Source organism: Klebsiella pneumoniae complex sp. WS1778, assembly GCF_049472055.1.
In the GTDB taxonomy this organism is placed as follows: Bacteria; Pseudomonadota; Gammaproteobacteria; order Enterobacterales; family Enterobacteriaceae; genus Klebsiella; species Klebsiella quasipneumoniae.
This window is the reverse complement of record NZ_JBKGTJ010000001.1, coordinates 149,398-174,430: the sequence shown is the minus strand read 5'-3', so window position 1 is coordinate 174,430 and position 25,033 is coordinate 149,398. Positions and strand designations below refer to the sequence as shown.

The following is a 25,033-nucleotide window of genomic DNA, read 5'->3' as shown; positions in this document are numbered from 1 at the left end:
TGGTTAGAGTATAAACAGGCCAGGCTCGCGAAAGCGCCCCGCCGGGTATGGAAAGCACTGTAATCGTCCCGGCGAGGCGGAAAAATGGCCTAATCTGAAAAACACTCTTCCCCTCGGTGGATAATCACCTCCAGTAACCAGGATAAAGCGAATAATGGACCGGTTTTCAGCTCTTAAAGCCTTCACCCGCGTTGTCGAAGCCGGCAGCTTTACCCGCGCCGCGGACTCGCTGAATATGCCCAACGCCACCCTCAGCAAAACCATTCAGCAACTGGAGGCGCATCTTGGGGTTTCTCTCCTGCAGCGCACTACGCGGCGTATCACCGTGACGCCGGAAGGACGGGAATACTATGAAAAGGCCCGGCGCCTGCTGGAAGACCTGGAAGAGATCGACGCCGCCTTCAATACCGCCCGCAATAAGCCAAAGGGCCATCTGCGGATCGCCATCGGCGGGTCGACCGCGCGCGATGTGCTGATCCCGCTGCTGGCGGACTTTATGACCACCTGGCCGGATATCCGTATCGATTTGCAAGTGGCCGATAAGCCCTCGGACCTGATCGGCGGCAATATTGACTGCGCCATCCGCGGCGGACCGATGGAAGACTCGACGCTGATTGCCCGTAAAATCGGCGAGGCGGCGCTGGTTACCTGCGCCACCCCGGGCTATCTTCAGCGCTATGGTACGCCCGCCTCACCGAATGAACTGAACCATGGCCACCGGCTCATCAGCTACCTGTCGCCGGCCAGCGGCAGAGCGTTTCCGTTTCGTTTTGCCCGTCACGGCGTCAGCACCGAGCTGAAGACGGAGCACCATCTCGGCATCAATGAGAGCAACGCGCATATTGCCGCCGGCGAGGCGGGCTTAGGCATTGTGCAGACCTTTACCTATTCGCTGAAACCGGCGCTGGCGAGCGGCAAGCTGGTGGAGATCCTCAGCGCCTGGCGCCCGGCCCCCTATCCTTTTCACGTTGTCTATGCCCGGCACCGGCACGTCCCGCCCCGGCTCCGCGTCTTTATTGACTGGCTGGCGGCGGTTTTTCCGTCTGCGGTGCAGGGATAGCGCGCGTTATCTGACGCGGAGCAGGTCGCCGTATCGCGTGGTGTAGCGCGGCGATAGCATCTCTCGCTTCATCTGCCACTGCTGCTGGACCCCCTGGCCGGCAAAATAGAGCGCCCCCCTGCCGTTTTTCGCATTCAGCTGGTCGAGCACCTGCATCAGCCTGGCGCTGTTCTGCCGCGGGGCAAGCTCGTCGAACAGGTTCAGCTGGGCGACGCCCTGGCTGTAGAAATCGCCGAGCATCACCCCGGCCTTCTGATAGCGATGCCCCGCTTTCCAGATGGCGTCCAGGCAGTTTGTCGCCGCGGCGATAATATCCCGGGAATCCTGCGTCGGCGTCAGCAGCTTCAGTGAGGCGCTGTTGCCGTAATAGGGTTCATTCAGCGCGAAGGGGCTGGTTTTGACAAAGGCGGAGACGAACCGGCAGTACTGATGCTCACCGCGCAGCTTTTCTGCTGCCCGCGCGGCATAGCTGCAGATCGCCTGGCGCATATCCTCATAGGCCGTAATGCGATCCCCGAACGAGCGGCTGCAGATAATTTCCTGCTTAGCGGGAGCAAACTCCTCCAGCGCCAGGCAAGGCTCGCCGCGCAGCTCCCGTACCGTTCGCTCAAGCACCACCGTGAAGTGCTTGCGGATAAAGCGGATATCGCTCTCCGCCAGCTGGAGTACCGTGCCGATCCCCATTGCCTCGAGCTTTTTACCGATCCGCCGCCCGATGCCCCAGACCTCACTCACCGGCAACAGCGCCATCAGCTTCCGCTGCCGCTGCGGGCAGGATAAATCCACCACCCCGCCCGTCTGCCGCTGCCACTGCTTCGCCGCGTGGTTGGCCAGCTTCGCCAGGGTTTTGGTCGGGGCGATCCCGACGCCCAGCGTCAGATGGGTGCGCTGCTGCACCGTGGCGCGGATTTCCCGGCCAAAGTCGGTCAGATCTTTGCAGTGGCGCACGCCGCTGACATCGCAAAAGGCTTCATCGATACTGTAAATTTCGCAGCGCGGGGCGAGCTCTTCCAGGGTGGTCATTACCCGGTTGGACATGTCGGCGTACAGCTCATAGTTGCTGCTGAACGCCACGACGCCGTGGCGAAGAAACGCCGCCTTCTGCTTAAAGTAGGGTTCGCCCATTTTCACAAACGGCTTCGCCTCCGCCGAGCGGGCGATCACACAGCCATCGTTGTTCGACAGCACCACCACCGGCCGCCCCTTCAGGTCTGGCCGGAATGCAGTCTGGCAGCTCGCATAAAAGGCGTTCACATCACAGTGCGCGAACATGATCAACCCGCCGCCTTGATGATGTAGGTCACCACGCCGAAAATATCGAGCGTCTCCTCGCGGCCGACCACGATGGGCGAATAGGCCGGGTTCATCGGGTTAAGCTGCACCCGGGGCAGAAGTTGCAGCTTTTTTACCGTAAATTCGCCGCCGACGGCGGCAATGACGATATCGCCATGCTCCGCTTTACGCGCGCTGTCCACCACCAGCAGATCGCCTTCGTCAATGCCGGCATTGATCATGCTGTCGCCTGCGGCTTTGACAAAATAGGTCGCGCTGGGATGCTGCACCAGCAGCTCGTTGAGGTCGATTCGCTTCTCGACATAGTCCTGGGCCGGGCTGGGAAAGCCGCACTGCACCAGGTCGGCAAAAAAGGGAAAGGAGACAATCTGACGTAGCTCAACCGGCGTGTAAAAGTTCATTTTTTAACCCACCACATAATACTGAATATATATACAGTAGTTTTGCCTGTTTTGCCGGTCAATATCGGCTCCAGCTATCAATCGCCAGCACTGAAATAACTCCTTGATGTCAATGGGGGTCCTCTTCAGCGCCCGCGAACCGTTTGCTGCTTTTGCGCGCAGCCCGCCCGCCGCGCGAGGGGGTAGATGCGCCGCGCCGCGGCATTCGCTTGACACTGTACATTAATACAGTAAAACTAACGCCCGCGATCAGCATACAGAGGACAGAAGATGTTTGTGGAACTGATTTATGACAAGCGCAATTTTGCCGGGCTGCCGGGCGCCAGAGAGACCATTCTTAACGAGCTGACCAAACGCATGCAGCGCATTTTCCCGGAGGCGGAAGTGCGCGTGAAGCCGATGATGACGCTGCCGGCGATCAACACCGACGCCAGCAAGCATGAAAAAGAGCTGATCAGCCGCACGGTGCAGGAGATGTTTGAAGAGGCGGACATGTGGCTCACTGAAGAGTAATGCCGCCCGTTAGTCGCGGCGCCCCCCCTCTTTAAGAGCTTTCCCGGATGTGGCAGAGCCACGGGCAACAGTACAATAGCGGCGGTTGCAGACTGGCAATGCAACCTTCGCTCACCTGCTGGCTCTTGCATACGGCCAGCAGGTGAGCTTCCCGGGCATGCCTGCCGGCCTTTCCTCATCGCCCTCACAGCGTCTCCGGTAGCGCCGCTATAATTCTATCCGCCAGTTCGCGATGCTCATGCACCTTCCCGCATTTAACAATAATCTGTCTGGCGTTGTCATAGCCCGGGGCCCACAGCCGATTATTAAGCAGAACGTCCTTGTAGACCGCGATCAGCGGTTTGTTCCACGCCGCCGCCATGTGCACCACCGAGGTGTCCGGGGAGATAATCAGCTCCGCCAGGGCGATCAGCGCCATCGCATGGTGTAACGTGTTAAATGGGTTAATCACCACCTCCGGCGGCAGCGGGATGCGGATCTCACGCCGGTGATCGAGCAGAATAACCGCGATCCCCGGATGGCGAGCCAGCAGCTTGTCGAGCAGTTCGGCCAACTGCGTCTGCGAGAGACTGCGGTCGCCATGGCCGGCAAAAATATTAATCACTACCGCTTTTCTGCTCAGCGACGCCAGATACTGCGCCACCTCCTGCATAATCGGCCCGGGCACCGCCAGGTCGTAAGCGTCCAGCCCGCGGGTGTCCAGTTTGAGATAATCGGCGATCAGCTCGAACGTTTTCGTCACGTGCCAGCGCTGGCAGTCAAAATCAAAAGAGTGGGAGTAATGCTTAATCGACGGCCATTTATTAAACCCGAGCACCGATTTCGCTTTTATTTGTCGGAAAAGCCGCAGGCGATGCACGGGAATATCGAACAGCGAAGGGTCAATAATAATATCGTACTTATTATTAGCCAGTTCATTAATAACATCGCGGGGAACGTTATGATTAAATTTTCGCAAAAAATCGGCTGACGTAACCGGGTCAGCTTCATAAATATAGCGGATCCGCGGGTTATAACGCATCACCTGGCTATTAGAGGTCGTCAGCAGGAAATCAACGATATAGCCTGACTGATGCAGGCATTTCACCAGCGCGGAATCCACCACCACATCGCCGACCGCCCCCTCATTGCGCATCAGTAAGACGGTTTTCGCGGACGACAAATCCACCGGCTGACGGCGTCGGCGATCCCAGAGCGCTTTCGCCACGCCCACCCGCAGGGCATTACGTACTTTCTTAGTAAAGTAATTTCGCCGTCTGTTGAGCTCCCTTATTTTATTAAACTTCTTGCGTGGGGAGCCCTGCATGGTTGCATCGTGCATCATCCTAACCTCATTACGGCAATCATTAATATTCTGTGTCGTCCGATAGAGACTGAGCGAAATAAAAAAAGTTCGATTGAAAATGAAAATCATTCTTTTTTTTATTTACAAAACTCATCCAGCCCTGCGGGATTGCACCACAGCACTGTGAAGCAATAATGAGTGAATAGTGAATTTGCCGGCCCACCGTTGGCAGGCCGGCGCAACAGCGCTAAGCTGGCTGCTTTATGAAGTCAGGAGGACGCTATGCTTGAAGCAGTAGAAGGTAATATCCATCAGCGGCTGTGCGCGCTGCTCGACGAACATCAGGCGCGCTATCGGGTGATGGCGCACGAGGCGGTCGGCCAGTGCGAAGCCGTCTCGGCGATCCGCGGCACCGCGCTTGGCCAGGGCGCGAAAGCGTTAGTCTGTAAAGTCAAAGGAAACGGCGTCAACCAGCATGTGCTGGCGATCCTCGCCGCCGATCGGCAGGCCGACCTCGCCAGCCTGGCCCGGCATATCGGCGGCAGCAAAGCCTCGCTGGCCAGCCCGGCGGAAGTGGAAGCGCTCACCGCCTGCGCGTTCGGCGCCATTCCCCCCTTCAGTTTCCATCCGGCGCTGCGGCTGGTGGCCGACCCGCTGCTGTTTGAGCGCTTCCCACAAATCGCCTTTAACGCCGGGCGCCTGGACCGATCGATCATTCTCGATACCGAAGACTATTTACATATCGCCCGACCGGAGATCGCGACCTTTCGCCGTCTTAGCTAACCGGGCATCGGCCCTGATTTCCGCCGCATGGCGTAAAAATCCTGTTTATTCACGCCACGATGCGTAGAGTCAGCAGGATATTTTTTGGCATTCTTTTTTTGGCAAGGACCTCTGTACATGTTTGATACCACCCTGTTGATCCTGCTGGGTCTGGCGGCGCTCGGCTTTATCAGTCATAACACCACCGTAGCAATCTCCATCCTCGTGCTGATTATCGTGCGCGTCACGCCGCTGAACGCCTTCTTTCCCTGGATTGAGAAGCAGGGCCTGACCGTCGGGATCATCATTCTGACTATCGGCGTGATGGCGCCCATCGCCAGCGGCACGCTGCCGCCATCGACGCTGATCCACTCCTTTATGAACTGGAAATCGCTGCTGGCGATTGCGGTCGGGGTGTTTGTCTCGTGGCTTGGCGGACGCGGCGTCTCGCTGATGGGCTCCCAGCCGCATCTGGTGGCCGGGCTGTTGGTCGGTACGGTGCTCGGCGTCGCCCTGTTTCGCGGCGTCCCGGTCGGGCCGCTGATTGCCGCCGGGATCATCTCGCTGTTTATTGGGAAGTCGTAGCCAGGCTGCCGTGATAGCGGCCCGGCGTCTGCCCCAGCCCTTTCTTAAACATGGTGATGAAGGCGGTGGTGGAGTCGTAGCCCAGCGCCTGGGCCGTCTGCTGCACCGTCTGCCCGCGGATCAGCAGCTGCAGTGCAAGGATCAGCTGCAGCTGATGGCGCCAGCGGCGAAAGCTCAGCCCCGTTTCACGCACCACCAGCCGCGCCAGATTGCGCTCGCTCATCGCGAACTCCGCCGCCCACTGGTTCAGGGTCTGCCAGCGCGCCGGATCCTCAGCCATCATCGTCACCATCTGGCGAATTTTCGGGTGGTTCGATACCGGCAGCTGCAGGTGCTCCTGCGGCTGACGGGGCAGCTCATCAAACAGAACCTGCACCAGCCGGGCCGTGGCGGGGGCGGCCAGCGACTCCCCGCCGCGTTCCGCCAGGGCGAGGATCAGCTCCCGCACCAGCGGGGAAATCTTTAACGTACAGCAGCGGTCCGGCATCGGCGCGGCGCCCGGCTCGATGAACAGGAAGCACACCTGGGCGCCGGGGGTGGCGCGGTTACTGTGGGAAAGCTGCCCCGGGACCCACACCGCATACTGCGGCGGCACCATCCACATCGCGTTCTCCACCTCGCAGGTTAAGGCGCCGTGCAGGGCGAGGATCAGCTGCCCCTTACGGTGGGAATGCGCCGGAATATACTGCTCCGCCTCCACCACCCGAATACGAAAGGCAATGGCCGATTCGTGGCCACTGTCCGGTTCATAACCATCCAGACCCAGTCCGATCATCATGTTGTCCGATATTAGCGATAATCTGTCATTTTAGCTTGATTTAAACAGAGGACAAAGTCGCTATCGTAACCCCCCTCTTTAGTTACCTTGAGAATGATATGTCTTCTGTGACCTCCTCCACCGGCCGCCGCTCCGCGCTGCTGATTGCCGGTATCCTGCTCATCGCCACCACCCTGCGCGTGGTCTTTACCGGCGCGGCGCCGCTGCTGGACGCGATTCGTAGCGACTATGGCCTGACCACCGCGCAGACCGGGCTGCTCACCACCCTGCCGCTGCTGGCCTTTGGCCTTGTCTCGCCGCTGGCGGCAGGGGTTGCCCGCCGGTTCGGCATGGAGCGCAGCCTGTTGCTGGCGATGCTGCTGATCTGCGCCGGCATTGCCCTGCGCTCCCTGCCCTCCGCTGCATGGCTGTTTATCGGCACGGCGGTGATCGGTTGCGGCATTGCGCTGGGAAACGTGCTGCTGCCCGGGCTGATTAAACGGGATTTCTCGCAGCATGTCGCGCGGATGACCGGCGCCTATTCCCTGACGATGGGCGGCGCAGCGGCGCTAGGCTCGGCGCTGGTGGTCCCCGTGGCGATGGCCGGATTCGGCTGGCGCGGGGCGCTGCTGCTGCTGATGATCTTTCCGCTGCTGGCGCTCCTCAGCTGGCTGCCGCAGTCCCGGCGTCAAGCGGAGGCCCCGCTGACCGGCTCAGGCGCCATGCATAACCGGGGGATCTGGCGGTCGGCGCTGGCCTGGCAGGTGACGCTGTTCCTCGGCATCAACTCGCTGGTCTATTACGTGATTATCGGCTGGCTGCCGTCGATTCTGCAGAGTATGGGCTATAGCGAAGCGCAGGCCGGCTCGCTGCATGGCCTGCTGCAGCTGGCGACCGCTGCGCCCGGCCTGGCGATACCGCTGATCCTGCATCGGCTGCGCGACCAGCGCGGGATCGCGGTGCTGGTCGCCCTGATGTGCGCCATCAGCGCCGCCGGGCTGTGGCTACTGCCAGGGCTGGCGATCGGCTGGACGCTGCTGTTCGGCTTTGGCTCCGGAGCCACGATGATCCTCGGCCTGACGTTTATCGGCCTGCGCGCCAGCTCGGCGCACCAGGCCGCGGCGCTGTCGGGGATGGCGCAGAGCGTCGGCTATCTGCTGGCCGCCTGCGGGCCGCCGCTGATGGGCAGGATCCACGATGCCAATGGCGACTGGCATATTCCGCTGCTGGCGGTGGCGCTGATTTCGCTGGTGATGGCGATCTGCGGCGCCCTCGCCGGGCGCGACCGGGAGATTCATCCCTGAAGATGACCGGCAGCGGGCGCTGCCGGTAGGGTTATTGTGCCGCGGCGCGCAGCAACGCCTGCACCAGCGGCGCAGGACGCCCGTCCAGCGCGTGGCGTTCATGCTGGAACAAGGTGGCGACAAAAAACGGGTGCGTCACCAGCTCGACGGCGCGGATCTCGCCCTCTTCATCCCAGCCGGTGACGCGCAGATCGCCCTGCTCCAGCTCCGCGGCAAACGCGCTGTCCACCCCGTAGCGGCAGTGGTAGCCCTCTTCAATGCTCTCCCGGCCATAGGCGCGGGCAATCAGCGTATTCGCCCGCAGCTCGACGACGGCAGAAGCCTCCACCAGCGAGCAGCTGAGGGGCGCGATCACCATCCGCCCTTCGCTGTCGGTTTCCGCATGACCGGCATCCTGCCAGCCGAGCACGTTACGGGCGTATTCAATCACCGCGTGCTGAAAGCCGCCGCAGGTGCCGAGGAAAGGAATGCTGTTTTCACGGGCATAGCGGATAGCGGTAAACGCGCCTTCCGGGTGACGATACGGGCTGCCGGGAACGACCCAGACGGCATCGTACTCCGCCAGCGCGTCGCCGAAGGCGATCGACGGGGTGGCGAGCCAGTCATATTTCACCGGCTGCTCCAGCACGGCGGCAGCATCGTCTATTGCCAGGGGAATGGCCTGATGGGCAACAATATCGGGGTGGTAATCGCCGACGAGGGCGAGGCGTAAAGGGGTTTTCATAGCAGGTTCCTTATGTCTGGACGAGACGAGCAGCACAAGGCACGTCAGGATAGCGATCCCCTCTGCGGAACACAATCCTTATTTTCCCCCCACCGCCGTGGCCGGCGGGTGAGGTATACTGGAGCAAGCGCAAAAGGGAGAGAGGATGAAAAGTAAGCTTTTGGTCAGCGCCTGCCTGATGGGATTCCAGGTGCGATATAACGGTAGCGAGAAGGCGCAGCTGGCGGCGACCCTGTCCCGCTGGCAGCAGGCGGATCGTCTGGTGATCCACTGCCCGGAGCTGGCGGCCGGTCTGTCCACGCCCCGTCTGCCGGCGGAGATCGTCGGCGGCGCCGGCGGCGATGTGCTTGCCGGGCGGGCGCGGATCGTGGAAAGCGACGGCCGCGACGTCACGGAACATTATCAGCTGGCCGCCTGGCTGGCGCTCAGCGCCGCCCGGGAAGCGGGCTGTGAGGCGGCGTTACTCACCGACGGCAGCCCCACCTGCGGCAGTCAGTTTATCTATGACGGTTCCTTTCGCGGGCGGCGCAAAGCGGGCGCCGGCGTGGCCGCCGAGCTGCTACGCGCCCACGGCATCACGGTATTTTCCGACGGGCAGATCCCGCAGTTGCTCGCCTGGATGGCACAGAGGGAGCAGGATGATGATTCAATGTAAACGGGTGTACGATCCGCAGGAAAGCAGCGACGGCTACCGGGTGCTGGTCGACCGTCTCTGGCCGCGGGGGATTAAAAAAGAGGCACTGGCCTGTGATGAGTGGTGTAAAGAGTTAACGCCGTCCGCTGAGCTGCGGAAAGCCTTTCACGGCGAGGCGATCGATTTCGCCCACTTCAGCCAGCACTATCTTCAGGAGCTCGACGCCCATCGCGACACGGGCCTGCGGCTGGCGGCGCTGGCGCAGCGCCAGACGCTGACGCTGCTGTACGCCGCGAAGAACACCGAGCAGAATCATGCCCGGGTGCTGGCCGCCTGGCTGGCGGCCCTGCCGGTTACGATTTAGCCGGATGGTCCCGGCGCCATAGCGCCCACTCATCGAGAGTTTCGCCGCTGGGCAGCTTGCACTGGGTGCTGACGCCCTGCGGCGTTTGCACCGGCACCCGGATGCCGCCGGATTGCTGACAGTAGACCGCCGCGGGATTGGGCATGCCGATGGTTTTCGTCGGCGCGGTGGGCTGCGGCTGGGCACAGCCGGCCAGCGCCAGGGGCAAAATAGCCAGTAACTTTTTCATCTTTTCTCCCTTTCTCCAATTCCCGGGGATTTTAGCCTGAATCTCCATGGTTTCTCCATCTTGCCTGCACTTTTCCCCCGTAGAGTAGCCCCTGTTCTCGAACTGACCAGAGAACAGATCATTCCATAATCAATGAGTTTTTCCCCGTCGCCCCCGACGGGGCTTTTTTCCCGGCGAGTCGACAAGTATTCCCCAGAAAGATGTGATAAATTTAAAAATATCACTGTTTATTCGACGCTGATGTCCGTTTGCAGCCCAATATGCTGGGGTGACGTTTGGCGTGCTGGAGCTGTATTATTCATGTCAGATTTTATTCTTGCCCGGGTGTCGCAAACCCTCGCTACGGAACAGTCCCTGGAAACCCTGGTGCGCCAGCTGCTGGAGATGCTGGAGGCGGTGACGCGAATGGAGTCCACCTACCTTACCCGCATCGATATCAACGCCCAGCGGCAGCAGATCATGTTCGCCCACAACAGCAGCGAAATGCAGATCCCGGAAGGATTTTCCGTCCCCTGGGATGAATCTCTGTGCAAACGCGCCCTTGAGGATCAGTGTACGTTTAGCAATGACGTCGCCCGTCGCTGGCACTCCTGCATCGCCGCCCAGGAGCTGGGGATCGCCACCTTTTTAAGCATTCCTGTGCGCCTGGCCGACGGCTCTCTGTTCGGCACCCTCTGCGCCACCAGCCGGCAACAACAGCCTTATAACCTTGAAGGTGAACAGGTCATGGGCCTGTTCGCGAAGCTCATTTCCCACTACGTGGAAAAAGACACCCTGGTGCAACAACTGCAGGCGGCAAACGTCGCGCTGGAGCTGCATTCGTCGACCGATGAGCTCACCCAGCTCCCTAATCGCCGCGCGCTGTTTAAGCAGCTGGCGCTACGCTTTGCCTCCGCCCGCGCTCAGCAGCAACAGGTCGCGCTCATTTTTATCGATCTCGACGGTTTCAAAGCCATTAACGATCGGTTCGGCCATCCGTGCGGCGACAGCTTTCTGGTGCAGGTCGGCGAACGACTCACCGCCGTCGCGCGCCGTGAAGATATCGTTGGCCGCCTTGGCGGCGATGAGTTTTTGATCGTCGGTAGCGCCCAGCCGCCTGCAGCGCAGCAGGCGTATGTCACCACCCTGCGCCAGGCCCTGTGCGGGGTCTACTTCCTCGGCGAACAGCGTATCAACTATGAGGGCGCCAGCTTCGGGGTGGTCATCTGCGATCCGCAGAGTATCGATGTTGAAGCGGCCTTACGCGCTGCCGATGAGGCGATGTATCAGGATAAAAAGTCTCGCCGGCAGGAGAATTTTATTCATATTGACTAAAGTCACGCGATATCCAGTATCATGCAGGGCATCATTCGTGGGTACAGGGACACTATCATGAAATTGGGTATTCTTTTCCCGGTGGCGATCTTTATCATCGCCGTCGTCTTTCTCGGCTGGTTTTTTGTCGGCGGCTATGCGGCGCCGGGCGGGGCATAATGAAAAAAAGCACCATTATTATGCTGGTTGTCGCCATCGTGGCGGTGGCCGGCGCCCAGTTCGGCTGGTGGTGATCGCCGCGACGATATTGCGGAGTTGTCCTATCCCATCAATAAGTTAACGCTTTACACTCACGTTATCCGCCGCGGCATTCTCGGCCACGGGGAAAGAAAAATAGCGGGAGAAGTAAGGATGAAAAAGCCGATCGTGTTACCGTTGATTATCGCGCTGTGCACGCTGTTATCGGGATGCATTGTTGACGATGGGTATCACCACCATCGCCACCACCACCATCACCACTATCATGACGATGATTAATGCTTCACGCTGTTGATGAGCCGATAAGACAGGGCGAACCGCGGTTCGCCCGTTGACGCTTAATCCTGACGCTCGTCGCCGAGGAAAATAAAGCCGAGCGGAATAGCGAAGAGCGCGGTAAAGACGATGCTGTAAACTGTCACCATCGCCCCCTGCAGGAAGAACATAGACGTCGTCCACTCCGAGTACGGCATATTGTACTCGCTCACCACGCCGCCAAAGGTCGCCCGTCCCACCACCGCCAGCGCGATAGCAAACACCGCCGCGAGCGACAGACAGTATTTTTTGCAGTTTTTATTGCTGAGGAGTTTTTGCAGAATCATCCGGGCTTCCTTTTTGCTGAGCGATAAACGGCTGTATATGTAACACCAATGCAATAAAAAATGAAGGGTTTTTGTTACAGGACAGAATAAGAGGCGGCGGGCCGGTCTGTAGGTAACCGGCCCGTGGGGATCAGGACTGCAGGGTAGCCAGGCGCGCGGCGAACCCAACGAAAACCAGGCCAATCAGGCTGTTGCCAAGTTTAGCCAGCTTCTTGCGGGTTTTGACGTAGCGGGTGACAAACGAGCCGGAGAGGATCAAAAAGCTCATATAGCAGAAGCTAATCACCTCAAGGGTCAGCGCCAGAATAAAGAACGCCACCCCGGGGGCTTTGGCGTTGACATCGATAAACTGCACGAAAAACGACACATAAAACAGAATCGCTTTCGGGTTGGTCAGGCTCAGGGTCAGGGAACGCTTGAGGATCGCGCTCGCCGGCTCTGCGCTGGCGTCGGCCTGGCCGTCACGCTGGGTCAGCACCGCATAGAGCATTTTGCCCCCCAGCCACAGCAGGTAAATCGCCCCGAGGTAACGGACGACGTTAAACAGCACCGGCGTGGTCTTAATCAGCGTCGCCACGCCGGCAAAGGCCAGAAACATCAGCACCGCGTCGCCAATAAAGACGCCCGCCGCCGCCAGATAGCCTTTCTTCACGCCGTGGGCAATGCCCGTCTTCAGCACAAAAAACGTATTAGGGCCAGGGACGAGGATGATAAACACCGCCCCGACCAGGTAAGTCAAATAATTCAGAACACCAAACTCAGCGAACACTCTGCACTCCTTCGCGCACGACTAAAACATGATCCGGCTCACGTTACCCCAACTGTCGGGATTTTGAAAGCGCAGCCTGTGCGGGAAGGTTAATAGACGGAAGGTTCACCCAGCGGGCGGGTTTTAAAACGGCGATGCACCCACAGATACTGCTCAGGGGCGCGGAGGATCTCGCGCTCAATCACCTTGTTGATATAGCCGGCGGCGATCTGCTTATCCTCACCCGGATAGTCATTCATCACTTCGCTAATGTGCAAGCTGTAGCCCTGGCGATCCAGCTTGCGCACCATGCTGATGCTCAGCATTTTCGCCCCCGATAAGCGGGAAAGCACATAGGTGCCGTTGGTGGTTGCCGCCTGCGGGACGGAGAAAAACGGCGCAAACACGCTGCCCTTGGGGCCGTAATCCTGGTCCGGAGCAAACCATACCGCTTCGCCTGATTTTAAGGCATGTACCAGGCCGGTCAGGTTGTTACGATCGATCATCGCTTTGTTCGAGCGCAGGCGACCGCGGGTTTGCACCCACTCCATCAGCGGACTGTTATGCGGACGATAGGTGGCCATCATTGGACGACACAGCCCCATGGCGCGCCCGCCCAGCTCCAGCGACATAAAGTGCACGCCGACGACCATCACCCCTTTCCCGCCGCTAAGCGCATGATTAAGATTGGCAAAGCCCTCGACATCAAACCATTTTTTGACCCGTTCGTCGCTCCAGAACCAGGCCATGCCGGTTTCAATCAGCCCCATTCCCAGCGACATAAAGTTTTGATCGATCAGGGTCTCGCGCGCCGCCGGCGACATCTCCGGGAAGCAGAGTTCAATATTGCGCCGGGCGATATGTTCGCGGCGTTTGAGAAAACGTCGGGAAAGACGACCCGCACTGGTGCCGATAAAATGCAGCAGCGGATAAGGCAGTTGTACAATCAACCAGAGGATGCCGAGCCCAAACCAGGTCAGCCAGTTGCGCGGGTGTAAAAGTTGTTTATTAAATACGCAGGCCATGATTTTTCCTGTAAACATTAATTATGTGGTAACGCTTAAGGAAAACAGAATCCATTTATCATCATTAGGCGGTACGTACAGCAAGTAGGACAATACTAATCCGCTGAAATTCCCTCCGGCAAGTAAAAAACAGCGTGCTGACAAAAAAACATAATTGCGGCACAAATGTTACTAAATGTAAACTTAAATCTTATCCTCTTCTTAATATATTCATCGTGCATATCATTTTCACGCTAATCATCAGCGTTACTACCGGACATAATCGAAACCCGACGCGAGAACGCCTTGTCTGCCGGGGTCTGATGCCCGCTCAGCCACACGGCCCGCAGCCTGCCCGCGTCTCCAAGCTCTTCGTCTGTGCCGCGAAAAAATAAAAGGGTTCCCCCTTCAGCGTGACTCATTTTTTATCCGTCAGCATAAGGAATATTAAAATCGCCTTAAGGGAATAATTAAGAATAGACTTATTTAAAGATGCTTTAAAAATAAGCGCCCTGGCAATTGTTTGCGCGTTAATACCGCCCTTACCCGCCGCTGAAAAAATATTTCTTTACGCCTTACCGGCATAAAGCACCGTGTTTAGCGCGGACAGTGACCCGACGTCGGGTCACTGTAGGGCAAACCGCAGCGAAGACGTGATGGACGCCCCGGCGGCAGAGGATCAGTAGGTGTGGAAATATTGCTGGATCAGCAGCGGATCTTTGGTCTGCGTCAGCGCCGTCATCAGCAGAATACGCGCTTTCGCTGGATTGAGGGAATCGGCCACCAGCCCGGGCTGGCTGTCGTCCGGCGGCACCACGCCGCTGCCGGTGCGGGAGGCGCGCACCACCACGATGCCCGCCTGCTGCGCTTTTTTAATACCGGCGGCGCTACGTACCGACACCGAACCTGCCCCCGTGCCGGCGTAAATAATACCGTCGGCATGATGGGCGATCGCCGCATCGTACATATACTCCGGGTCGTCCTGGTAACCATAGATGATTACCACTTTCGGCAGGGCCTTCAGCTGACGCACATCGAAGACCGAGCGCAGGGTGTGGATCTTATCCACCCGCGTTTCAAACTGGGGTTTTCCCCCCACCACGACGCCAAGATACCCCTCCTCCGGCGCCCGGAAAGTATCCAGCGAGGTGGCATTGGTTTTGGTGACGAAGCGCGCCGCGCCGATGCGGTCGTTAAGCACCACCATTACCCCGCGCCCGCGGGCATCCGGGTCGGCGGCGACGGTGACGGCTTCCAGCAGATTCATCGGTCCGTCGGCGCTGATCGCCGTCGCCGGACGCATCGCGGCGGTAAAGACCACCGGTTTATTGCTTTTCACCGTCAGATTGAGGAAATAAGGGGTTTCATCGAGGGTGTCGGTGCCATGCGTGATCACCACGCCATCGACATCATCCCGGGCTAATAACGCATTCACCCGCTTCGAGAGCTGCAGAATAATATCGCTGGTCATATTCTCACTGCCGATATTCGCCACCTGCTCACCTTCGACGTGGGCAATTTTACTGATTTCCGGCACGGCGTTAATCAGCGTCTGCACGCCAATTGCCCCGGCTTTATAGCCCGTCGTCTGGGTATTGCTGGCCGCCGAGCCGGCAATCGTCCCGCCGGTGGCTAAAATGACAATATGCGGTAAACGCGTCTCGCTAAACGCCAGGCTGCTTATCGTCAGTAACGCAATGGCAAGTAATGCTCTAAAATTCATACAGGTCACTCCCTTCATAGACATTAATCAAACTTACGCTTGCTTAATGCAAAGGGCTTGCCAGAATTGATATCTTTTACGGGGGGTAAATGGTTAACTATCAGACAATAATAAGGTTCTCGCCTCAACATCGCCCAAATCTGGTGCATGACTGGATCTGAACCGGGCAGGCGCCATGACCCCATACATTATGAGATTTTACCCGTTCAGCAACACACAACACGCATTGCGATCAGATTATCGACACTTCCGTCACCCTCGAGGTCATTTATGCCCGCCAGGTGACGCGAACGGAGAACAGAAATGCGCATTGCCCTGAAGTCGGCCCTGATGCTGACCACCAACGTCATTCAGATCATTAACCCTGAACTGCACCGGCATATGCAACGAACGGCCTTAATCGCGCTGACGCTGGCGCAAAGGCTGGAGCTGCCTGCCGAGCGTCAGCAGACCATTTTTTGCGCCGCGCTGCTGCACGATATCGGCGTACTGGGTGATAGACGCACCATCCATTCGCTGGATGCCATCGATAATATCCACGATCCGCATCAGCGCCAGGGGGCGGCGATGCTTGAGGGGTTAGCAACCTTCCAGCCCATCGTCCCCTTTATTCGCGACCACCACTTTAGCCCGGAGCACCGCGGCAGCCGCGAACAGCATATTGTCTATTTCGCCGATGCCTTTGAACGGCTGCTGCCGGCGGATAGCCGCGTGGCCGCGTGGCCCACGCGGGCAGTGGTGGAGCAGTTCGTCACCCTGCACCGGGAGATCGATCCGCTGCTCTGCGATACCCTGTGCGAGGTCGCTGAAAATGCGAGCTTCTGGCAGCACCTGCATCCCGGGCATATTCAACGGCTGCTGGAAATTATTGCCCCCATCAACACGCTATATCTGGATATTGACGGTCTGAAAGATGTCTGCCTGCTGATTGCCAAAATTGTCGACACCTACAGCAGCTTTACCGCCAGCCACAGTATTATGGTCGGGGAAATCGCCCGCCAGCTTGCCCATTGGATGCAGCTGCCAGAGCCCACCTGCCAGCAAATACAGGTTGCCGGCTATCTGCATGACATTGGTAAGGTTTATATCCCTCTTTCTATTCTGGAAAAAGAGGGGGAGCTGGATGACGACGAGCTGAGTCAGGTACGCGAGCACAGCTACATGACCGGAGATCTCCTGAGCGACTACAGCGAGCTTGGCGACATTATCAACTGGGCCTCGAATCATCATGAAAAACTGGACGGCAGCGGCTACCCTCTGCATCTCGAAAAGGATCACCTGACCCTCGCCGACCGGATTATCTCCATCGCCGATATTTTCACCGCCCTGACCGAAAATCGCCCTTATCGTAAAGGGATGGCCTGGCAGGAGGCCTTACAGATTATGGAAACGGATGTTATAAATGGCGCTCTGGATCGCGATGTCTTTCTCGTTTTACGCCACCATGCGGAAACGCTACACGCCATCATTCTTCAGACCCTTGAACACCCCCGCAGCGAGCACCGCCCCTGAAGCGGGCCGCCGTCATAACCGGGGGCGGGTTCTATAATTAAAACCGCTTCATCTGCATGCAAGGAAACACAGGGTGAGAATCGCCACCATCACCAACTGGGCCTACGGGATCACCGTCGGCCTGACGCTGGCATCCGGGAGCGCCATGCTCATGGCCTCCAGCGCTGACCGCGTCGAACGCCAGGCGGTACAGCAGCGCCAGGTCTTTGATACCCTCTCCGACGAGGTGGAAAACGACGCCTGGGCGTTGTCTGACCTCGCCCGGCTATACGTGGTTAAGCCCTCGCCGGAGACGCTGGAGCAGTATCAGCAGCTGCAGCGGAGCGACAAAAGCATTGAGCTGCGGCTGGCCAGATTGAAAGATAACGGCGCCAACCGCGAGGAGCTGGCGCTGCTGCACGATGGCCTGCAGATTGCCGCTGAACTTCAGGATGAACAGCAGGCCGCCCTGGCGCATGTCGCCAACGGCGATGCGCCAGCGGCCATCGCGATACTGTATGGCAAAGCGTACGAGACCGAGCTGGAACGTATGCAGACGCAGATCGATCGCTTCCGCCAGATGCTCGAAAATCGCGCCGCCGTTGCCATTGACCAGGCCACCGACCGCTCGCGGATCTGGCGAACCCTGTCGGAAATCATGGTCGGCCTGACCGCCCTGATGTTTTTGTTCGTCCTCGGCTTTATTCTCAAACGCCGGGTGCTCTACCCGGTGGTTCGCCTGAGCGACGTGGTGCAGCGTCTCGCCTCCCAGGACTATGCGGTGGAGACGCCGCAGTTCACTCAGGTGGATGAGATTGGCGATATGGCCCAGGCCATCCGCATTTTTCGCGAGAACGGCCTGGCCCGCCAGCAGCTGGAGCAGCAGCGCGACGCCGACTGGGCGATCCGCGAACTGCTGGCGCGCATGACCCAGCGGCTGCAGGGCTGTGAAACCATTGAGGATGTGATTAAGGTGGCAGAACTGTTTGCGCCGAATATCGCCCCGACGATCCCCGGGAAACTGTATATTCTGGATACCGATCCCTGGCAGATGCGCTGCGTGGCGCAGTGGCTGGCGCCCGCCGGGGAGACGACGCCCTTTTCACCCGACGACTGCTGGGCGATACGTCGGGGACTCAGCCATCCGCCGGTGCAGGGCGAACCCGATATCACCTGCTATCATCTGCCGGAGGAGCACGCCGGCCAGTCGCTCTGCGTACCGCTTATCGCCCAGGGCGAAGCCATCGGGCTGCTGACCTTTCAGAACGTTACCGCCAGTGACGCCCCTTCCCGGGCCTACCTTGAGCTGATGGCGGAAGCGCTGGGCCTGGCGCTGGCCAATCAGCGTTTACGCAGCGCCCTGCTGGAAAAAGCGCTGTTCGATTCCCTGACCGGCCTGCGTAATCGCCATCATCTTGACGAAGCGCTGCATTCACAGATGGCGCTGGCGGTCCATACCCACACCCCGCTGAGCTGTCTGATGATCGACATCGATCATTTTAAAGCCATCAATGATCGCTACGGCCACGAGGCCGGGGATCTGGTGATTAAGAGCGTCGCCACCATCGTGCAGCGCGCGGTGCGCGATATCGGCATGGCTTTCCGCTACGGCGGCGAGGAGTTTCTGGTGCTGCTCCCCGGCATTGACGAAGCCGAGGCGCACCAGTGCGCCAGCGAGATCTATACCCAGGTGCATAATATGACGCTGCGCGATGGTCTGACCGAAATAGGTCAGGTGGATGTGTCGATTGGTATCGCCAGCTATCCGCAGCATACCCAAAGCGACAGCCTGCTGCGCGCGGCGGACGCCGCGCTGTACCGGGCGAAAGAGCTGGGCCGCTCAAGGATTGTCAGCTTTGGCCGCCTGAAGACCGGTTAACCGGGTGAGTGCTCAGTCGCATTGAGCAGCGAGATGACTTTCCGTACTACCGCCGAACGGATATGGCGGTGGTAAACCATGCTCAGCTCACTCTCCGCCAGCCGGTCCTGAAGATCGATGTACACCACGTTATCGAGGCGTAAGGCCCGCGCCGAGACCGGAACCAGGGCCACCCCGACCCCGGCGGAGACCAGGCTAATCATCGAGGTGACGTCGTTGACCCGCTGCGCCACCTGCGGCGTAAAGCCCGCGACGCGGCAGGCGTCAATAAATACCTGCTCCAGCCCGGTGCCCTGCGGATCGTTAAGAGAGATCCAGTTATCCGCGCGCAATGAGGCCAGATTGAGCGCCCCTACCCCTGCCAGTGGATGCTGCTGATAGAGCGCCAGACAGAGCTTTTCCCGCATAAACGGCCTGACCACCAGCGCGTCCGGCGGCGAGGCCAGCGGCGCGCGGATGATGGCGATATCCAGGCGCAGATCCAGCAGCGCTTCGTAGAGCATTTGCACATCGCCATGCACCAGCGACAGCTCAATCCCCGGCCAGTCGGCGCGCAGCTCGCGCAGGAGCCCCGGCAGTTTGCTGTCGTACATCGCGCTGGAGACATACCCCAGATGCAGTCTTCCCTGCTCGCCCCGCGCGGTGCGCTGGGCGTCCAGTGCCGCCTGGTCGACCATCTCCAGCGCCAGCCGCGTCTTCTGCCAAAAGGCCTCGCCCGGGGCGGTCAGGGTCAGACGGCGGTTAGCGCGGGAGAAGAGCACCACCCCCAGACGCTGCTCGAGCTGTTTGATCTGCTGGCTGAGGGCGGGCTGGGCGATATGCAACCGCTCCGCCGCCCGGTGCATATGTAACTCTTCGGCAACGACCACAAAATGGCGTAACGCTCGCAAGGACATGGCCGGACTCCGGTGGGCTTGATTGATAAAAAAAATATTATCAATAAAGCATGAATGATGCAATTGATAACCATTAGCCTGCGAAGCATACTGTGCGCATCGACACGCTAAGGAGAACATCATGACCGCACCGATTCAGGATCTGCGCGACGCCATCGCGCTGCTGCAACAGCATGACAATCAGTACCTCGAAACCAATCATCCGGTGGACCCTAACGCAGAGCTGGCCGGCGTCTATCGCCATATCGGCGCCGGCGGCACCGTGAAGCGCCCCACCCGCATTGGCCCGGCGATGATGTTTAACAATATTAAGGGCTATCCGCATTCGCGCATTCTGGTGGGCATGCACGCCAGCCGCCAGCGGGCAGCGCTGCTGCTGGGCTGCGAAGCTTCGCAGCTGGCGCTGGAGGTGGGTAAAGCGGTGAAAACACCGGTCGCGCCGGTAGTGGTCCCGGCCGACAGCGCCCCCTGTCAGGAGCAGATCTTTCTGGCCGACGATCCGGACTTTGATTTGCGCACCCTGCTCCCGGCGCCTACCAACACCCCGATCGACGCCGGCCCCTTCTTCTGCCTGGGCCTGGCGCTGGCCAGCGATCCTGACGACGCCTCGCTCACCGACGTCACCATCCACCGCTTGTGCGTGCAGGGCCGGGATGAGCTGTCGATGTTTCTTGCCGCCGGCCGCCATATCGAAGTGTTTCGCCAGAAAGCCGAGGCAGCCGGAAAACCGCTGCCGATAACCATCAATATGGGTCTCGATCCAGCCATCTATATTGGCGCCTGCTTCGAAGCCCCCACCACGCCGTTTGGCTATAACGAACTGGGCGTGGCTGGCGCGCTGCGTCAGCGCCCGGTGGAGCTGGTGCAGGGCGTCAGCGTCCCGGAGAAAGCTATCGCCCGCGCCGAGATCGTTATTGAAGGCGAACTGCTGCCCGGCGTGCGCGTCAGAGAGGATCAGCACACCAACAGCGGCCACGCGATGCCGGAATTTCCCGGCTACTGCGGCGGCGCCAACCCGTCGCTGCCGGTGATCAAAGTCAAAGCGGTCACCATGCGGCACAATGCGATCCTGCAGACGCTGGTGGGACCGGGGGAAGAGCATACCACCCTCGCTGGGCTGCCGACGGAAGCCAGTATCTGGAATGCCGTCGAGGCTGCCATCCCGGGCTTCTTACAAAATGTCTACGCCCACACCGCGGGCGGCGGTAAATTTCTGGGGATCCTGCAGGTGAAAAAACGTCAGCCCGCCGACGAAGGTCGTCAGGGACAGGCTGCGCTGCTGGCACTGGCGACCTATTCCGAACTGAAAAACATCATTCTGGTTGATGAGGATGTCGATATCTTTGACAGCGACGATATCCTGTGGGCGATGACCACCCGCATGCAGGGGGATGTCAGCATCACCACCCTCCCCGGTATCCGCGGTCACCAGCTCGATCCTTCCCAGACGCCGGAATACAGTCCGTCGATCCGCGGGGAAGGTATCAGCTGCAAGACGATTTTTGACTGCACGGTCCCCTGGGCGCTGAAGCCACACTTTGAGCGTGCGCCGTTTGCCGATGTCGACCCGCGTCCGTTTGCTCCGGAGTATTTCGCCCGTCTGGAAAACGGCCACGGTCAGTAAGTCAGTCAAGCTGGGCGACTGGCGCCGGACACGCGGCGCCTGTCGCCCGATTCAGCGCCATCCGGAGCGGATGGCGAAGGCTGGGTTAATTAATCGCCGCGGCGAGGTCTTTTTTCACCTGCTCGCGCTGCTCGGCAGTCAGCACCTGGCTGACGTCAAAGTAGTATTTCACACGATAGTAGCGCACCTGCTGATCCAGCTGGCCAAAAGCAGCCAGCTGCTGTTTGACTTTAGCTTCATCCCATTTCCCGGAGTGAATAACGTCGGCCAGGGCGCCGTCCTGATAGCCGCTGATTTTAATCTGGCTCACATTGTTTTCGAATCCCTGACGCAGCGCCTGGATTTTGGCGACCTGATCCTCACTCAGCTTCAGATGCTGGACGACCGGGTCCTGCGAGACAGACGGCACGTCAGCCGAGGTCGACGCCTGGCTGGCGGCGGTGAAGCAGGTGGTCAGCGCAATGGCGATCAGGGTGTTACGCAAGCGTGTATTCACAATGAGTTATCCTTCAGGCAAGTAAAAGAGACGGGATTATCATCGCGGGAATAAAGCCTATCTGTAACAAAGCATTCGTTTAAAACTGGATAAGAAAAGAATGGCAGGTCACCGAAACCTCGCCCCGGTGGGGGCTCAGCAGCAGAGAAAGATATATTCATCCTTCCAGTAACGGCCCTGACCAATGATATCCCCGGCCGCAGTGATTAACCGTTTTTGCTTTTCGGTTTCGATCCCCTCCACAATCACATGCCCGGTCAGGGTATGAATAGCCTGTAACAGCCCAGGCAAAGCGGGATCGTTTTCTTTGTCCCAGAAATAATCTTTATCCACTTTGACGCAATCGAAGCGAAATCGCTCCAGCAGCCGGAAAGTCGTGCGTCCGCGTCCAAAGTCATCCAGCCAGACCGGGCAAAGCGCCGCCAGCGTGCTCAGCGCCGTCAGTTCGCGACCGGCGATAAACTCATGAAAATTCTCATTTATTTCCAGGGCGATGTATTTACTGGCGCGCAGAAAATCACACAGATAGCGGTCGGTCAGAATAAAATGGCTTAATAAATCATCAATATTCAGCGAGATCGGCTTATTATCGACCTGGGAAAAATCAAAGACGGAAAGCAATTCGATTTGCCGGGTAAATAGTGCAAGCTTGTCGCGTTCGGTGAGCGTGGAGAAAGAAAACGTGGGCGCGGAGGTGTTATTTTGTGCGGGTGCTATAATGTCTTTAGTGAGCAATTCCCACGAGTGGTAGGCACCATCATCGCTAATAGCGGGCTCCAGAACGAAGCGATAAGAGGTATTTTTCACGTTTTCTTTAACCATTTAAAAAATACCAGAAATAAGAAAGGGTTAAAGCATGTCATATATTTCCCGCCAACAAAAATAGTTTAAAATGATCGATAAGAAACATTCGATAGCTAAAAGCTATCAAGATATAATTTATTGATCGGTAAAGTGAATTAATATAAATTTGCCACCGCTGTCATCCCCACCTAAGTCAAAATTAAAATATCGTTTCAAACCAGCTAGTTACAAAATAATCCATCACCAGGCATTGCGGCTTCATGCTTTTTCTCTACGGGGAAAAAAGCATGGAGTAATAAAACCGAAAAAAAACAAGCCGCCAGTTTTTGGCATTTTTATGCCGAAGATCAATAACGCATCACCCGGCACGGCCCGCCTGCCACGCCTGCCACGCCGTCTGCAGGCGATAAATCAGGCAGACGGGTCAACGAAACGTCATATTTTCCCGCTACCTTACTGGCAAAAGAGGCGAAGTGGGAAAAGGATAGTGAGAAGAATATACGGGGTTCCGCTGGCGCTGATGCTAGTCATGCTCAGCGCCAGCGCGTGGCTGGAACCGGCTCCGCGGCATGCCGCCAGAGGCCTGTGCGTCTGGTTTGATGGAGCAATGGTCGACTGCCTGCAGAGGCAGCGGCTGGGCGAAGGGAGGCCCGCTCACGCGCTGGCCAGACGATAAACCGGTACCCGCCGGGTGGTATTGAACAGAGTGTCGCAGACCTCCACCTCCTCAGTGATAATGGCCATACCGGACCGGCGCAGCTGGGCAATGTCCGCCGCTACCCGCTGACTGCCGAACCAGAACAGGGCATCCAGCGCGGTAACCGGCAGGCCGGAGATTAATGCCTGCCGGAGTCGATCCCGGGCTGGTTTAATCTCCCGGGCGATCTGCTGGTACGGCGCCGCCGTCTGGCCCGTCGCCTCGACGCGACGAATACGGTTTGTCAGGTGGTAATGAAAGCTCTCCGGTACAGCCTGTAAATCCTGCTTCAAACTGTAGACGCAGCCGTAACGTTTGCCGTTGAAAACGGCGGCTTTACGACTGAGCTGCAGCGTCTCGCGGACGTCGGCGATCAGCTGCGGCGCGCGCACCAGCAGCAGGCGAAAAGGCAGCTCGAAGCTGGTGACATAGTCGACGTTCAGCAACGCAATGCGCAGACGCTCCTCTGCCCCGGCCTGCAGCTGACGGCACTCCTGATAGACTTCTCGCCACTGCTCCCGCAGCCGCGACGTTTCACCGGCTTCGGTAAACTGGTATTTTTCAATATCGTAATCAATTCTCCCGAGCACCGCACATTCCTTCCTGAATCAGTCCCGGCGTTATACTATCATCCTCCGGCGCGGTACCCTATGCCCAGCGCCGTCGCCTCTGTCGGTTATTTACGATAAAGATAACGGGTGATGACTACATCAAGAACAAACAGCAGGAAAATAACGCTGCTTAACCACAATAAGCCTGCGAATAAATCAAGTAATTGCATCGTTGTTCCCTCGCCGTTGGCCATAAAAATAAAGCCCCATCACCATAAGGTAGTTAAGAACTACCTTAACAGCCACAGATTAAAAATTATTTAGCGATATGAAATCCCGAGCCCTTGCAGGTTCATTTTACTGACATCAAATTGTCATCAAACAATGTCTATCATCAGCCGACGCCGCAGGATGGTTCCTGCCGTCATGGTATCGCCGGCAAACGCGCGACCGCACGGTTTAACAACACGGAATAATATCGCCCTACCTCACTCTTACTGTCATTGCATAATCTTATATCAGGCGCCATTACCATTCTGCTGAATAATCCGGAATGCGCTATAAGTCATAAACGCCCTGCTGATTGGTTGACCATGGAGAAATACGATGCCCAGCGAAAAAGCCCGCAGCCTTGACCATTTCTATGAGTTACTGGCGACAGGACAACATCAGAAAATCGAACTCGATTTTGACGTCGCCGCAGACGATTTTTTTAAAATCGCCACCGAGTTTGGCGACATTGGCGCGAGGATCACCCGGGTGAATGAGCGATTTATTATTAAGATCAAGTCGCCAAAAGCGTAAGCCTCTGCCCGCCTTCCCCGGCGGGCGTCAGGCCAGCATCATGCGGGCTCTGTGGCTCGCAGGGAGTCACAGCCTGCCCCTGATTGAACGCACATCGCGTGGGTACGCTTTCCTGTTGGCGGGTGACACCTTGCGCCTGTTGAACTTTGCCGCCGTCTCCACGCCCGGAACCCTTTTTGACCCCGCGGTGATCCGGGTGGAGAAGATAACGATCGGTATCTTAAGCGCCGACCTGACCGACGGCTTCGGGCTGCCGGTGCGCCCCCATATTGACACCCTGCCCAAGTAAGG

31 protein-coding genes and 1 pseudogene are annotated in these 25,033 nt (G+C 58.3%); 17 read left to right on the top strand and 15 right to left on the bottom strand.

What is annotated here, in order from left to right; translation table 11 throughout:
- Window positions 1–154 precede the first annotated feature (154 nt).
- Complete coding sequence (locus ACLEXF_RS00905; RefSeq protein ID WP_017898609.1) at window positions 155–1,060, top strand: LysR family transcriptional regulator; 906 nt, start codon at window positions 155–157, stop codon at window positions 1,058–1,060.
- Between the two features lie 6 nt (window positions 1,061–1,066).
- Here the strand turns inward: ACLEXF_RS00905 and ACLEXF_RS00900 are convergent, their stop codons facing one another.
- Both ACLEXF_RS00900 and ACLEXF_RS00895 read right to left on the bottom strand, forming a co-directional pair.
- Complete coding sequence (locus ACLEXF_RS00900) at window positions 1,067–2,332, bottom strand: Y-family DNA polymerase (protein ID WP_004203752.1); 1,266 nt, start codon at window positions 2,330–2,332, stop codon at window positions 1,067–1,069.
- A 2-nt stretch (window positions 2,333–2,334) separates the two neighbouring features.
- A complete protein-coding gene (locus ACLEXF_RS00895) occupies window positions 2,335–2,754 on the bottom strand; it encodes a translesion error-prone DNA polymerase V autoproteolytic subunit (protein ID WP_004203751.1) in 420 nt (139 codons plus the stop codon).
- Between the two features lie 270 nt (window positions 2,755–3,024).
- Here ACLEXF_RS00895 and ACLEXF_RS00890 point away from each other — a divergent pair, with 270 nt between their 5' ends.
- On the top strand, window positions 3,025–3,267 hold the full coding sequence (locus ACLEXF_RS00890) for a DinI family protein (RefSeq protein WP_004203750.1): 243 nt from the start codon (window positions 3,025–3,027) through the stop codon (window positions 3,265–3,267).
- Between the two features lie 184 nt (window positions 3,268–3,451).
- On the opposite strand, the gene ACLEXF_RS00885 is transcribed toward ACLEXF_RS00890, so the two are convergent.
- A complete protein-coding gene (locus ACLEXF_RS00885) occupies window positions 3,452–4,588 on the bottom strand; it encodes a glycosyltransferase family 9 protein (RefSeq protein WP_216556100.1) in 1,137 nt (378 codons plus the stop codon).
- Here ACLEXF_RS00885 and ACLEXF_RS00880 point away from each other — a divergent pair.
- From ACLEXF_RS00880 to ACLEXF_RS00870, 3 genes and pseudogenes are all read left to right on the top strand, one after another.
- Window positions 4,583–4,739, top strand: a pseudogene (locus ACLEXF_RS00880) (hypothetical protein). The gene ACLEXF_RS00885 and the pseudogene ACLEXF_RS00880 sit on opposite strands and share 6 nt — an antisense overlap.
- Window positions 4,740–4,834: 95 nt before the next feature.
- A complete protein-coding gene (locus tag ACLEXF_RS00875) occupies window positions 4,835–5,335 on the top strand; it encodes a YbaK/prolyl-tRNA synthetase associated domain-containing protein (protein ID WP_004203748.1) in 501 nt (166 codons plus the stop codon).
- Between the two features lie 117 nt (window positions 5,336–5,452).
- On the top strand, window positions 5,453–5,899 hold the full coding sequence (locus ACLEXF_RS00870) for a DUF441 domain-containing protein (protein ID WP_004203746.1): 447 nt from the start codon (window positions 5,453–5,455) through the stop codon (window positions 5,897–5,899).
- On the opposite strand, the gene ACLEXF_RS00865 is transcribed toward ACLEXF_RS00870, so the two are convergent.
- Entirely contained in the window at window positions 5,883–6,677 is a 795-nt protein-coding gene (locus ACLEXF_RS00865; protein WP_072140428.1) for an AraC family transcriptional regulator, read from the bottom strand. The two genes, ACLEXF_RS00870 and ACLEXF_RS00865, sit on opposite strands and share 17 nt — an antisense overlap.
- A 107-nt stretch (window positions 6,678–6,784) precedes the next feature.
- On the opposite strand from ACLEXF_RS00865, the gene ACLEXF_RS00860 reads away from it, so the two are divergent.
- On the top strand, window positions 6,785–7,960 hold the full coding sequence (locus ACLEXF_RS00860; protein WP_072140547.1) for a CynX/NimT family MFS transporter: 1,176 nt from the start codon (window positions 6,785–6,787) through the stop codon (window positions 7,958–7,960).
- A gap of 31 nt (window positions 7,961–7,991) precedes the next feature.
- Here the strand turns inward: ACLEXF_RS00860 and ACLEXF_RS00855 are convergent, their stop codons facing one another.
- Entirely contained in the window at window positions 7,992–8,684 is a 693-nt protein-coding gene (locus tag ACLEXF_RS00855; protein ID WP_064177947.1) for a CTP synthase C-terminal region-related (seleno)protein, read from the bottom strand.
- A 145-nt stretch (window positions 8,685–8,829) separates the two neighbouring features.
- Between ACLEXF_RS00855 and ACLEXF_RS00850 the strand changes: the two genes are divergently transcribed.
- Together ACLEXF_RS00850 and ACLEXF_RS00845 are read left to right on the top strand one after the other, a co-directional pair.
- Window positions 8,830–9,339 carry a DUF523 domain-containing protein gene (locus ACLEXF_RS00850; protein ID WP_126494446.1) on the top strand — a complete coding sequence of 170 codons (510 nt, stop codon included), beginning with the start codon at window positions 8,830–8,832 and terminating at the stop codon, window positions 9,337–9,339.
- A gap of 4 nt (window positions 9,340–9,343) precedes the next feature.
- The gene (locus tag ACLEXF_RS00845) at window positions 9,344–9,682 is read left to right on the top strand and encodes a DUF488 domain-containing protein (protein ID WP_407259998.1); all 339 of its coding nucleotides are present in this window, start codon (window positions 9,344–9,346) and stop codon (window positions 9,680–9,682) included.
- Here ACLEXF_RS00845 and ACLEXF_RS00840 read toward each other — a convergent pair.
- The gene (locus ACLEXF_RS00840) at window positions 9,672–9,911 is read right to left on the bottom strand and encodes a putative hemolysin (protein WP_049115115.1); all 240 of its coding nucleotides are present in this window, start codon (window positions 9,909–9,911) and stop codon (window positions 9,672–9,674) included. The two genes, ACLEXF_RS00845 and ACLEXF_RS00840, sit on opposite strands and share 11 nt — an antisense overlap.
- 300 nt (window positions 9,912–10,211) lie before the next feature.
- Here ACLEXF_RS00840 and ACLEXF_RS00835 point away from each other — a divergent pair, with 300 nt between their 5' ends.
- The 4 genes from ACLEXF_RS00835 (at window position 10,212) to ACLEXF_RS00820 (ending at window position 11,702) form a co-directional block, all read left to right on the top strand.
- Window positions 10,212–11,225 (top strand): sensor domain-containing diguanylate cyclase, encoded by a 1,014-nt coding sequence (locus ACLEXF_RS00835; protein WP_017898645.1) that lies wholly within the window; start codon window positions 10,212–10,214, stop codon window positions 11,223–11,225.
- Window positions 11,226–11,282: 57 nt separating this feature from the next.
- On the top strand, window positions 11,283–11,384 hold the full coding sequence (locus tag ACLEXF_RS00830; RefSeq protein WP_004150782.1) for a YoaK family small membrane protein: 102 nt from the start codon (window positions 11,283–11,285) through the stop codon (window positions 11,382–11,384).
- Window positions 11,384–11,458 (top strand): protein YoaJ, encoded by a 75-nt coding sequence (gene yoaJ / locus ACLEXF_RS00825; RefSeq protein ID WP_137910537.1) that lies wholly within the window; start codon window positions 11,384–11,386, stop codon window positions 11,456–11,458. The genes ACLEXF_RS00830 and yoaJ overlap by 1 nt, the downstream gene beginning before the upstream one ends.
- 118 nt (window positions 11,459–11,576) lie before the next feature.
- Window positions 11,577–11,702 carry a hypothetical protein gene (locus ACLEXF_RS00820; RefSeq protein WP_004203733.1) on the top strand — a complete coding sequence of 42 codons (126 nt, stop codon included), beginning with the start codon at window positions 11,577–11,579 and terminating at the stop codon, window positions 11,700–11,702.
- Between the two features lie 59 nt (window positions 11,703–11,761).
- Here the strand turns inward: ACLEXF_RS00820 and ACLEXF_RS00815 are convergent, their stop codons facing one another.
- The 4 genes from ACLEXF_RS00815 to fraE all read right to left on the bottom strand — a co-directional run bounded on the left by ACLEXF_RS00815 (window position 11,762) and on the right by fraE (window position 15,500).
- Window positions 11,762–12,025: a DUF2534 family protein gene (locus ACLEXF_RS00815; protein WP_004203731.1), complete on the bottom strand. Its 264-nt coding sequence runs from the start codon at window positions 12,023–12,025 to the stop codon at window positions 11,762–11,764.
- A gap of 130 nt (window positions 12,026–12,155) precedes the next feature.
- Window positions 12,156–12,794, bottom strand: a complete 639-nt coding sequence (gene leuE, locus ACLEXF_RS00810; protein ID WP_004203730.1) for a leucine efflux protein LeuE — start codon at window positions 12,792–12,794, stop codon at window positions 12,156–12,158.
- A gap of 89 nt (window positions 12,795–12,883) precedes the next feature.
- Complete coding sequence (lpxP, locus tag ACLEXF_RS00805; protein ID WP_017898648.1) at window positions 12,884–13,798, bottom strand: kdo(2)-lipid IV(A) palmitoleoyltransferase; 915 nt, start codon at window positions 13,796–13,798, stop codon at window positions 12,884–12,886.
- Window positions 13,799–14,456: 658 nt separating this feature from the next.
- On the bottom strand, window positions 14,457–15,500 hold the full coding sequence (fraE, locus tag ACLEXF_RS00800) for a fructose-asparagine asparaginase (protein WP_049115112.1): 1,044 nt from the start codon (window positions 15,498–15,500) through the stop codon (window positions 14,457–14,459).
- Window positions 15,501–15,803: 303 nt separating this feature from the next.
- Here fraE and ACLEXF_RS00795 point away from each other — a divergent pair, with 303 nt between their 5' ends.
- Window positions 15,804–17,012 (top strand): HD domain-containing phosphohydrolase, encoded by a 1,209-nt coding sequence (locus ACLEXF_RS00795; protein WP_004203727.1) that lies wholly within the window; start codon window positions 15,804–15,806, stop codon window positions 17,010–17,012.
- Between the two features lie 73 nt (window positions 17,013–17,085).
- Window positions 17,086–18,870 (top strand): sensor domain-containing diguanylate cyclase, encoded by a 1,785-nt coding sequence (locus tag ACLEXF_RS00790; RefSeq protein ID WP_048323831.1) that lies wholly within the window; start codon window positions 17,086–17,088, stop codon window positions 18,868–18,870.
- Here ACLEXF_RS00790 and ACLEXF_RS00785 read toward each other — a convergent pair.
- Entirely contained in the window at window positions 18,867–19,766 is a 900-nt protein-coding gene (locus ACLEXF_RS00785) for a LysR family transcriptional regulator (protein WP_371329528.1), read from the bottom strand. The two genes, ACLEXF_RS00790 and ACLEXF_RS00785, sit on opposite strands and share 4 nt — an antisense overlap.
- Window positions 19,767–19,887: 121 nt before the next feature.
- Here ACLEXF_RS00785 and ACLEXF_RS00780 point away from each other — a divergent pair, with 121 nt between their 5' ends.
- Window positions 19,888–21,390 (top strand): UbiD family decarboxylase, encoded by a 1,503-nt coding sequence (locus tag ACLEXF_RS00780; RefSeq protein ID WP_004203721.1) that lies wholly within the window; start codon window positions 19,888–19,890, stop codon window positions 21,388–21,390.
- An 85-nt stretch (window positions 21,391–21,475) separates the two neighbouring features.
- On the opposite strand, the gene ACLEXF_RS00775 is transcribed toward ACLEXF_RS00780, so the two are convergent.
- From ACLEXF_RS00775 to ACLEXF_RS00760, 4 genes are all read right to left on the bottom strand, one after another.
- Window positions 21,476–21,886 (bottom strand): Spy/CpxP family protein refolding chaperone, encoded by a 411-nt coding sequence (locus tag ACLEXF_RS00775; protein WP_023317967.1) that lies wholly within the window; start codon window positions 21,884–21,886, stop codon window positions 21,476–21,478.
- A 135-nt stretch (window positions 21,887–22,021) separates the two neighbouring features.
- Entirely contained in the window at window positions 22,022–22,708 is a 687-nt protein-coding gene (locus ACLEXF_RS00770; protein WP_004203719.1) for a KPN_01159 family EAL domain c-di-GMP phosphodiesterase, read from the bottom strand.
- A gap of 435 nt (window positions 22,709–23,143) precedes the next feature.
- Entirely contained in the window at window positions 23,144–23,299 is a 156-nt protein-coding gene (locus tag ACLEXF_RS00765; RefSeq protein ID WP_043519503.1) for a hypothetical protein, read from the bottom strand.
- Window positions 23,300–23,344: 45 nt separating this feature from the next.
- Window positions 23,345–23,977 (bottom strand): helix-turn-helix domain-containing protein, encoded by a 633-nt coding sequence (locus ACLEXF_RS00760; protein ID WP_407259844.1) that lies wholly within the window; start codon window positions 23,975–23,977, stop codon window positions 23,345–23,347.
- A gap of 567 nt (window positions 23,978–24,544) precedes the next feature.
- Here ACLEXF_RS00760 and ACLEXF_RS00755 point away from each other — a divergent pair.
- The gene (locus ACLEXF_RS00755; protein WP_004203716.1) at window positions 24,545–24,742 is read left to right on the top strand and encodes a hypothetical protein; all 198 of its coding nucleotides are present in this window, start codon (window positions 24,545–24,547) and stop codon (window positions 24,740–24,742) included.
- The gene (locus ACLEXF_RS00750) at window positions 24,702–25,031 is read left to right on the top strand and encodes an FUSC family protein (RefSeq protein ID WP_135722021.1); all 330 of its coding nucleotides are present in this window, start codon (window positions 24,702–24,704) and stop codon (window positions 25,029–25,031) included. The genes ACLEXF_RS00755 and ACLEXF_RS00750 overlap by 41 nt, the downstream gene beginning before the upstream one ends.
- Window positions 25,032–25,033: the final 2 nt, after the last annotated feature.

Bases quoted from the DNA above. Each gene is read 5' to 3' on its own strand.
- fraE (WP_049115112.1), bottom strand. From the start codon at position 15,500: ATGAATTTTAGAGCATTACTTGCCATTGCGTTACTGACGATAAGCAGC.
- ACLEXF_RS00815 (WP_004203731.1), bottom strand. From the start codon at position 12,025: ATGATTCTGCAAAAACTCCTCAGCAATAAAAACTGCAAAAAATACTGT.
- ACLEXF_RS00830 (WP_004150782.1), top strand. From the start codon at position 11,283: ATGAAATTGGGTATTCTTTTCCCGGTGGCGATCTTTATCATCGCCGTC.
- ACLEXF_RS00850 (WP_126494446.1), top strand. From the start codon at position 8,830: ATGAAAAGTAAGCTTTTGGTCAGCGCCTGCCTGATGGGATTCCAGGTG.
- ACLEXF_RS00795 (WP_004203727.1), top strand. From the start codon at position 15,804: ATGCGCATTGCCCTGAAGTCGGCCCTGATGCTGACCACCAACGTCATT.
- ACLEXF_RS00885 (WP_216556100.1), bottom strand. From the start codon at position 4,588: ATGCACGATGCAACCATGCAGGGCTCCCCACGCAAGAAGTTTAATAAA.
- ACLEXF_RS00770 (WP_004203719.1), bottom strand. From the start codon at position 22,708: ATGGTTAAAGAAAACGTGAAAAATACCTCTTATCGCTTCGTTCTGGAG.
- ACLEXF_RS00750 (WP_135722021.1), top strand. From the start codon at position 24,702: ATGAGCGATTTATTATTAAGATCAAGTCGCCAAAAGCGTAAGCCTCTG.
- ACLEXF_RS00890 (WP_004203750.1), top strand. From the start codon at position 3,025: ATGTTTGTGGAACTGATTTATGACAAGCGCAATTTTGCCGGGCTGCCG.
- ACLEXF_RS00900 (WP_004203752.1), bottom strand. From the start codon at position 2,332: ATGTTCGCGCACTGTGATGTGAACGCCTTTTATGCGAGCTGCCAGACT.
- ACLEXF_RS00875 (WP_004203748.1), top strand. From the start codon at position 4,835: ATGCTTGAAGCAGTAGAAGGTAATATCCATCAGCGGCTGTGCGCGCTG.
- ACLEXF_RS00870 (WP_004203746.1), top strand. From the start codon at position 5,453: ATGTTTGATACCACCCTGTTGATCCTGCTGGGTCTGGCGGCGCTCGGC.
- ACLEXF_RS00755 (WP_004203716.1), top strand. From the start codon at position 24,545: ATGCCCAGCGAAAAAGCCCGCAGCCTTGACCATTTCTATGAGTTACTG.
- lpxP (WP_017898648.1), bottom strand. From the start codon at position 13,798: ATGGCCTGCGTATTTAATAAACAACTTTTACACCCGCGCAACTGGCTG.
- ACLEXF_RS00835 (WP_017898645.1), top strand. From the start codon at position 10,212: ATGTCAGATTTTATTCTTGCCCGGGTGTCGCAAACCCTCGCTACGGAA.
- ACLEXF_RS00855 (WP_064177947.1), bottom strand. From the start codon at position 8,684: ATGAAAACCCCTTTACGCCTCGCCCTCGTCGGCGATTACCACCCCGAT.
- ACLEXF_RS00820 (WP_004203733.1), top strand. From the start codon at position 11,577: ATGAAAAAGCCGATCGTGTTACCGTTGATTATCGCGCTGTGCACGCTG.
- ACLEXF_RS00895 (WP_004203751.1), bottom strand. From the start codon at position 2,754: ATGAACTTTTACACGCCGGTTGAGCTACGTCAGATTGTCTCCTTTCCC.
- ACLEXF_RS00905 (WP_017898609.1), top strand. From the start codon at position 155: ATGGACCGGTTTTCAGCTCTTAAAGCCTTCACCCGCGTTGTCGAAGCC.
- ACLEXF_RS00865 (WP_072140428.1), bottom strand. From the start codon at position 6,677: ATGATGATCGGACTGGGTCTGGATGGTTATGAACCGGACAGTGGCCAC.
- ACLEXF_RS00840 (WP_049115115.1), bottom strand. From the start codon at position 9,911: ATGAAAAAGTTACTGGCTATTTTGCCCCTGGCGCTGGCCGGCTGTGCC.
- ACLEXF_RS00785 (WP_371329528.1), bottom strand. From the start codon at position 19,766: ATGTCCTTGCGAGCGTTACGCCATTTTGTGGTCGTTGCCGAAGAGTTA.
- ACLEXF_RS00780 (WP_004203721.1), top strand. From the start codon at position 19,888: ATGACCGCACCGATTCAGGATCTGCGCGACGCCATCGCGCTGCTGCAA.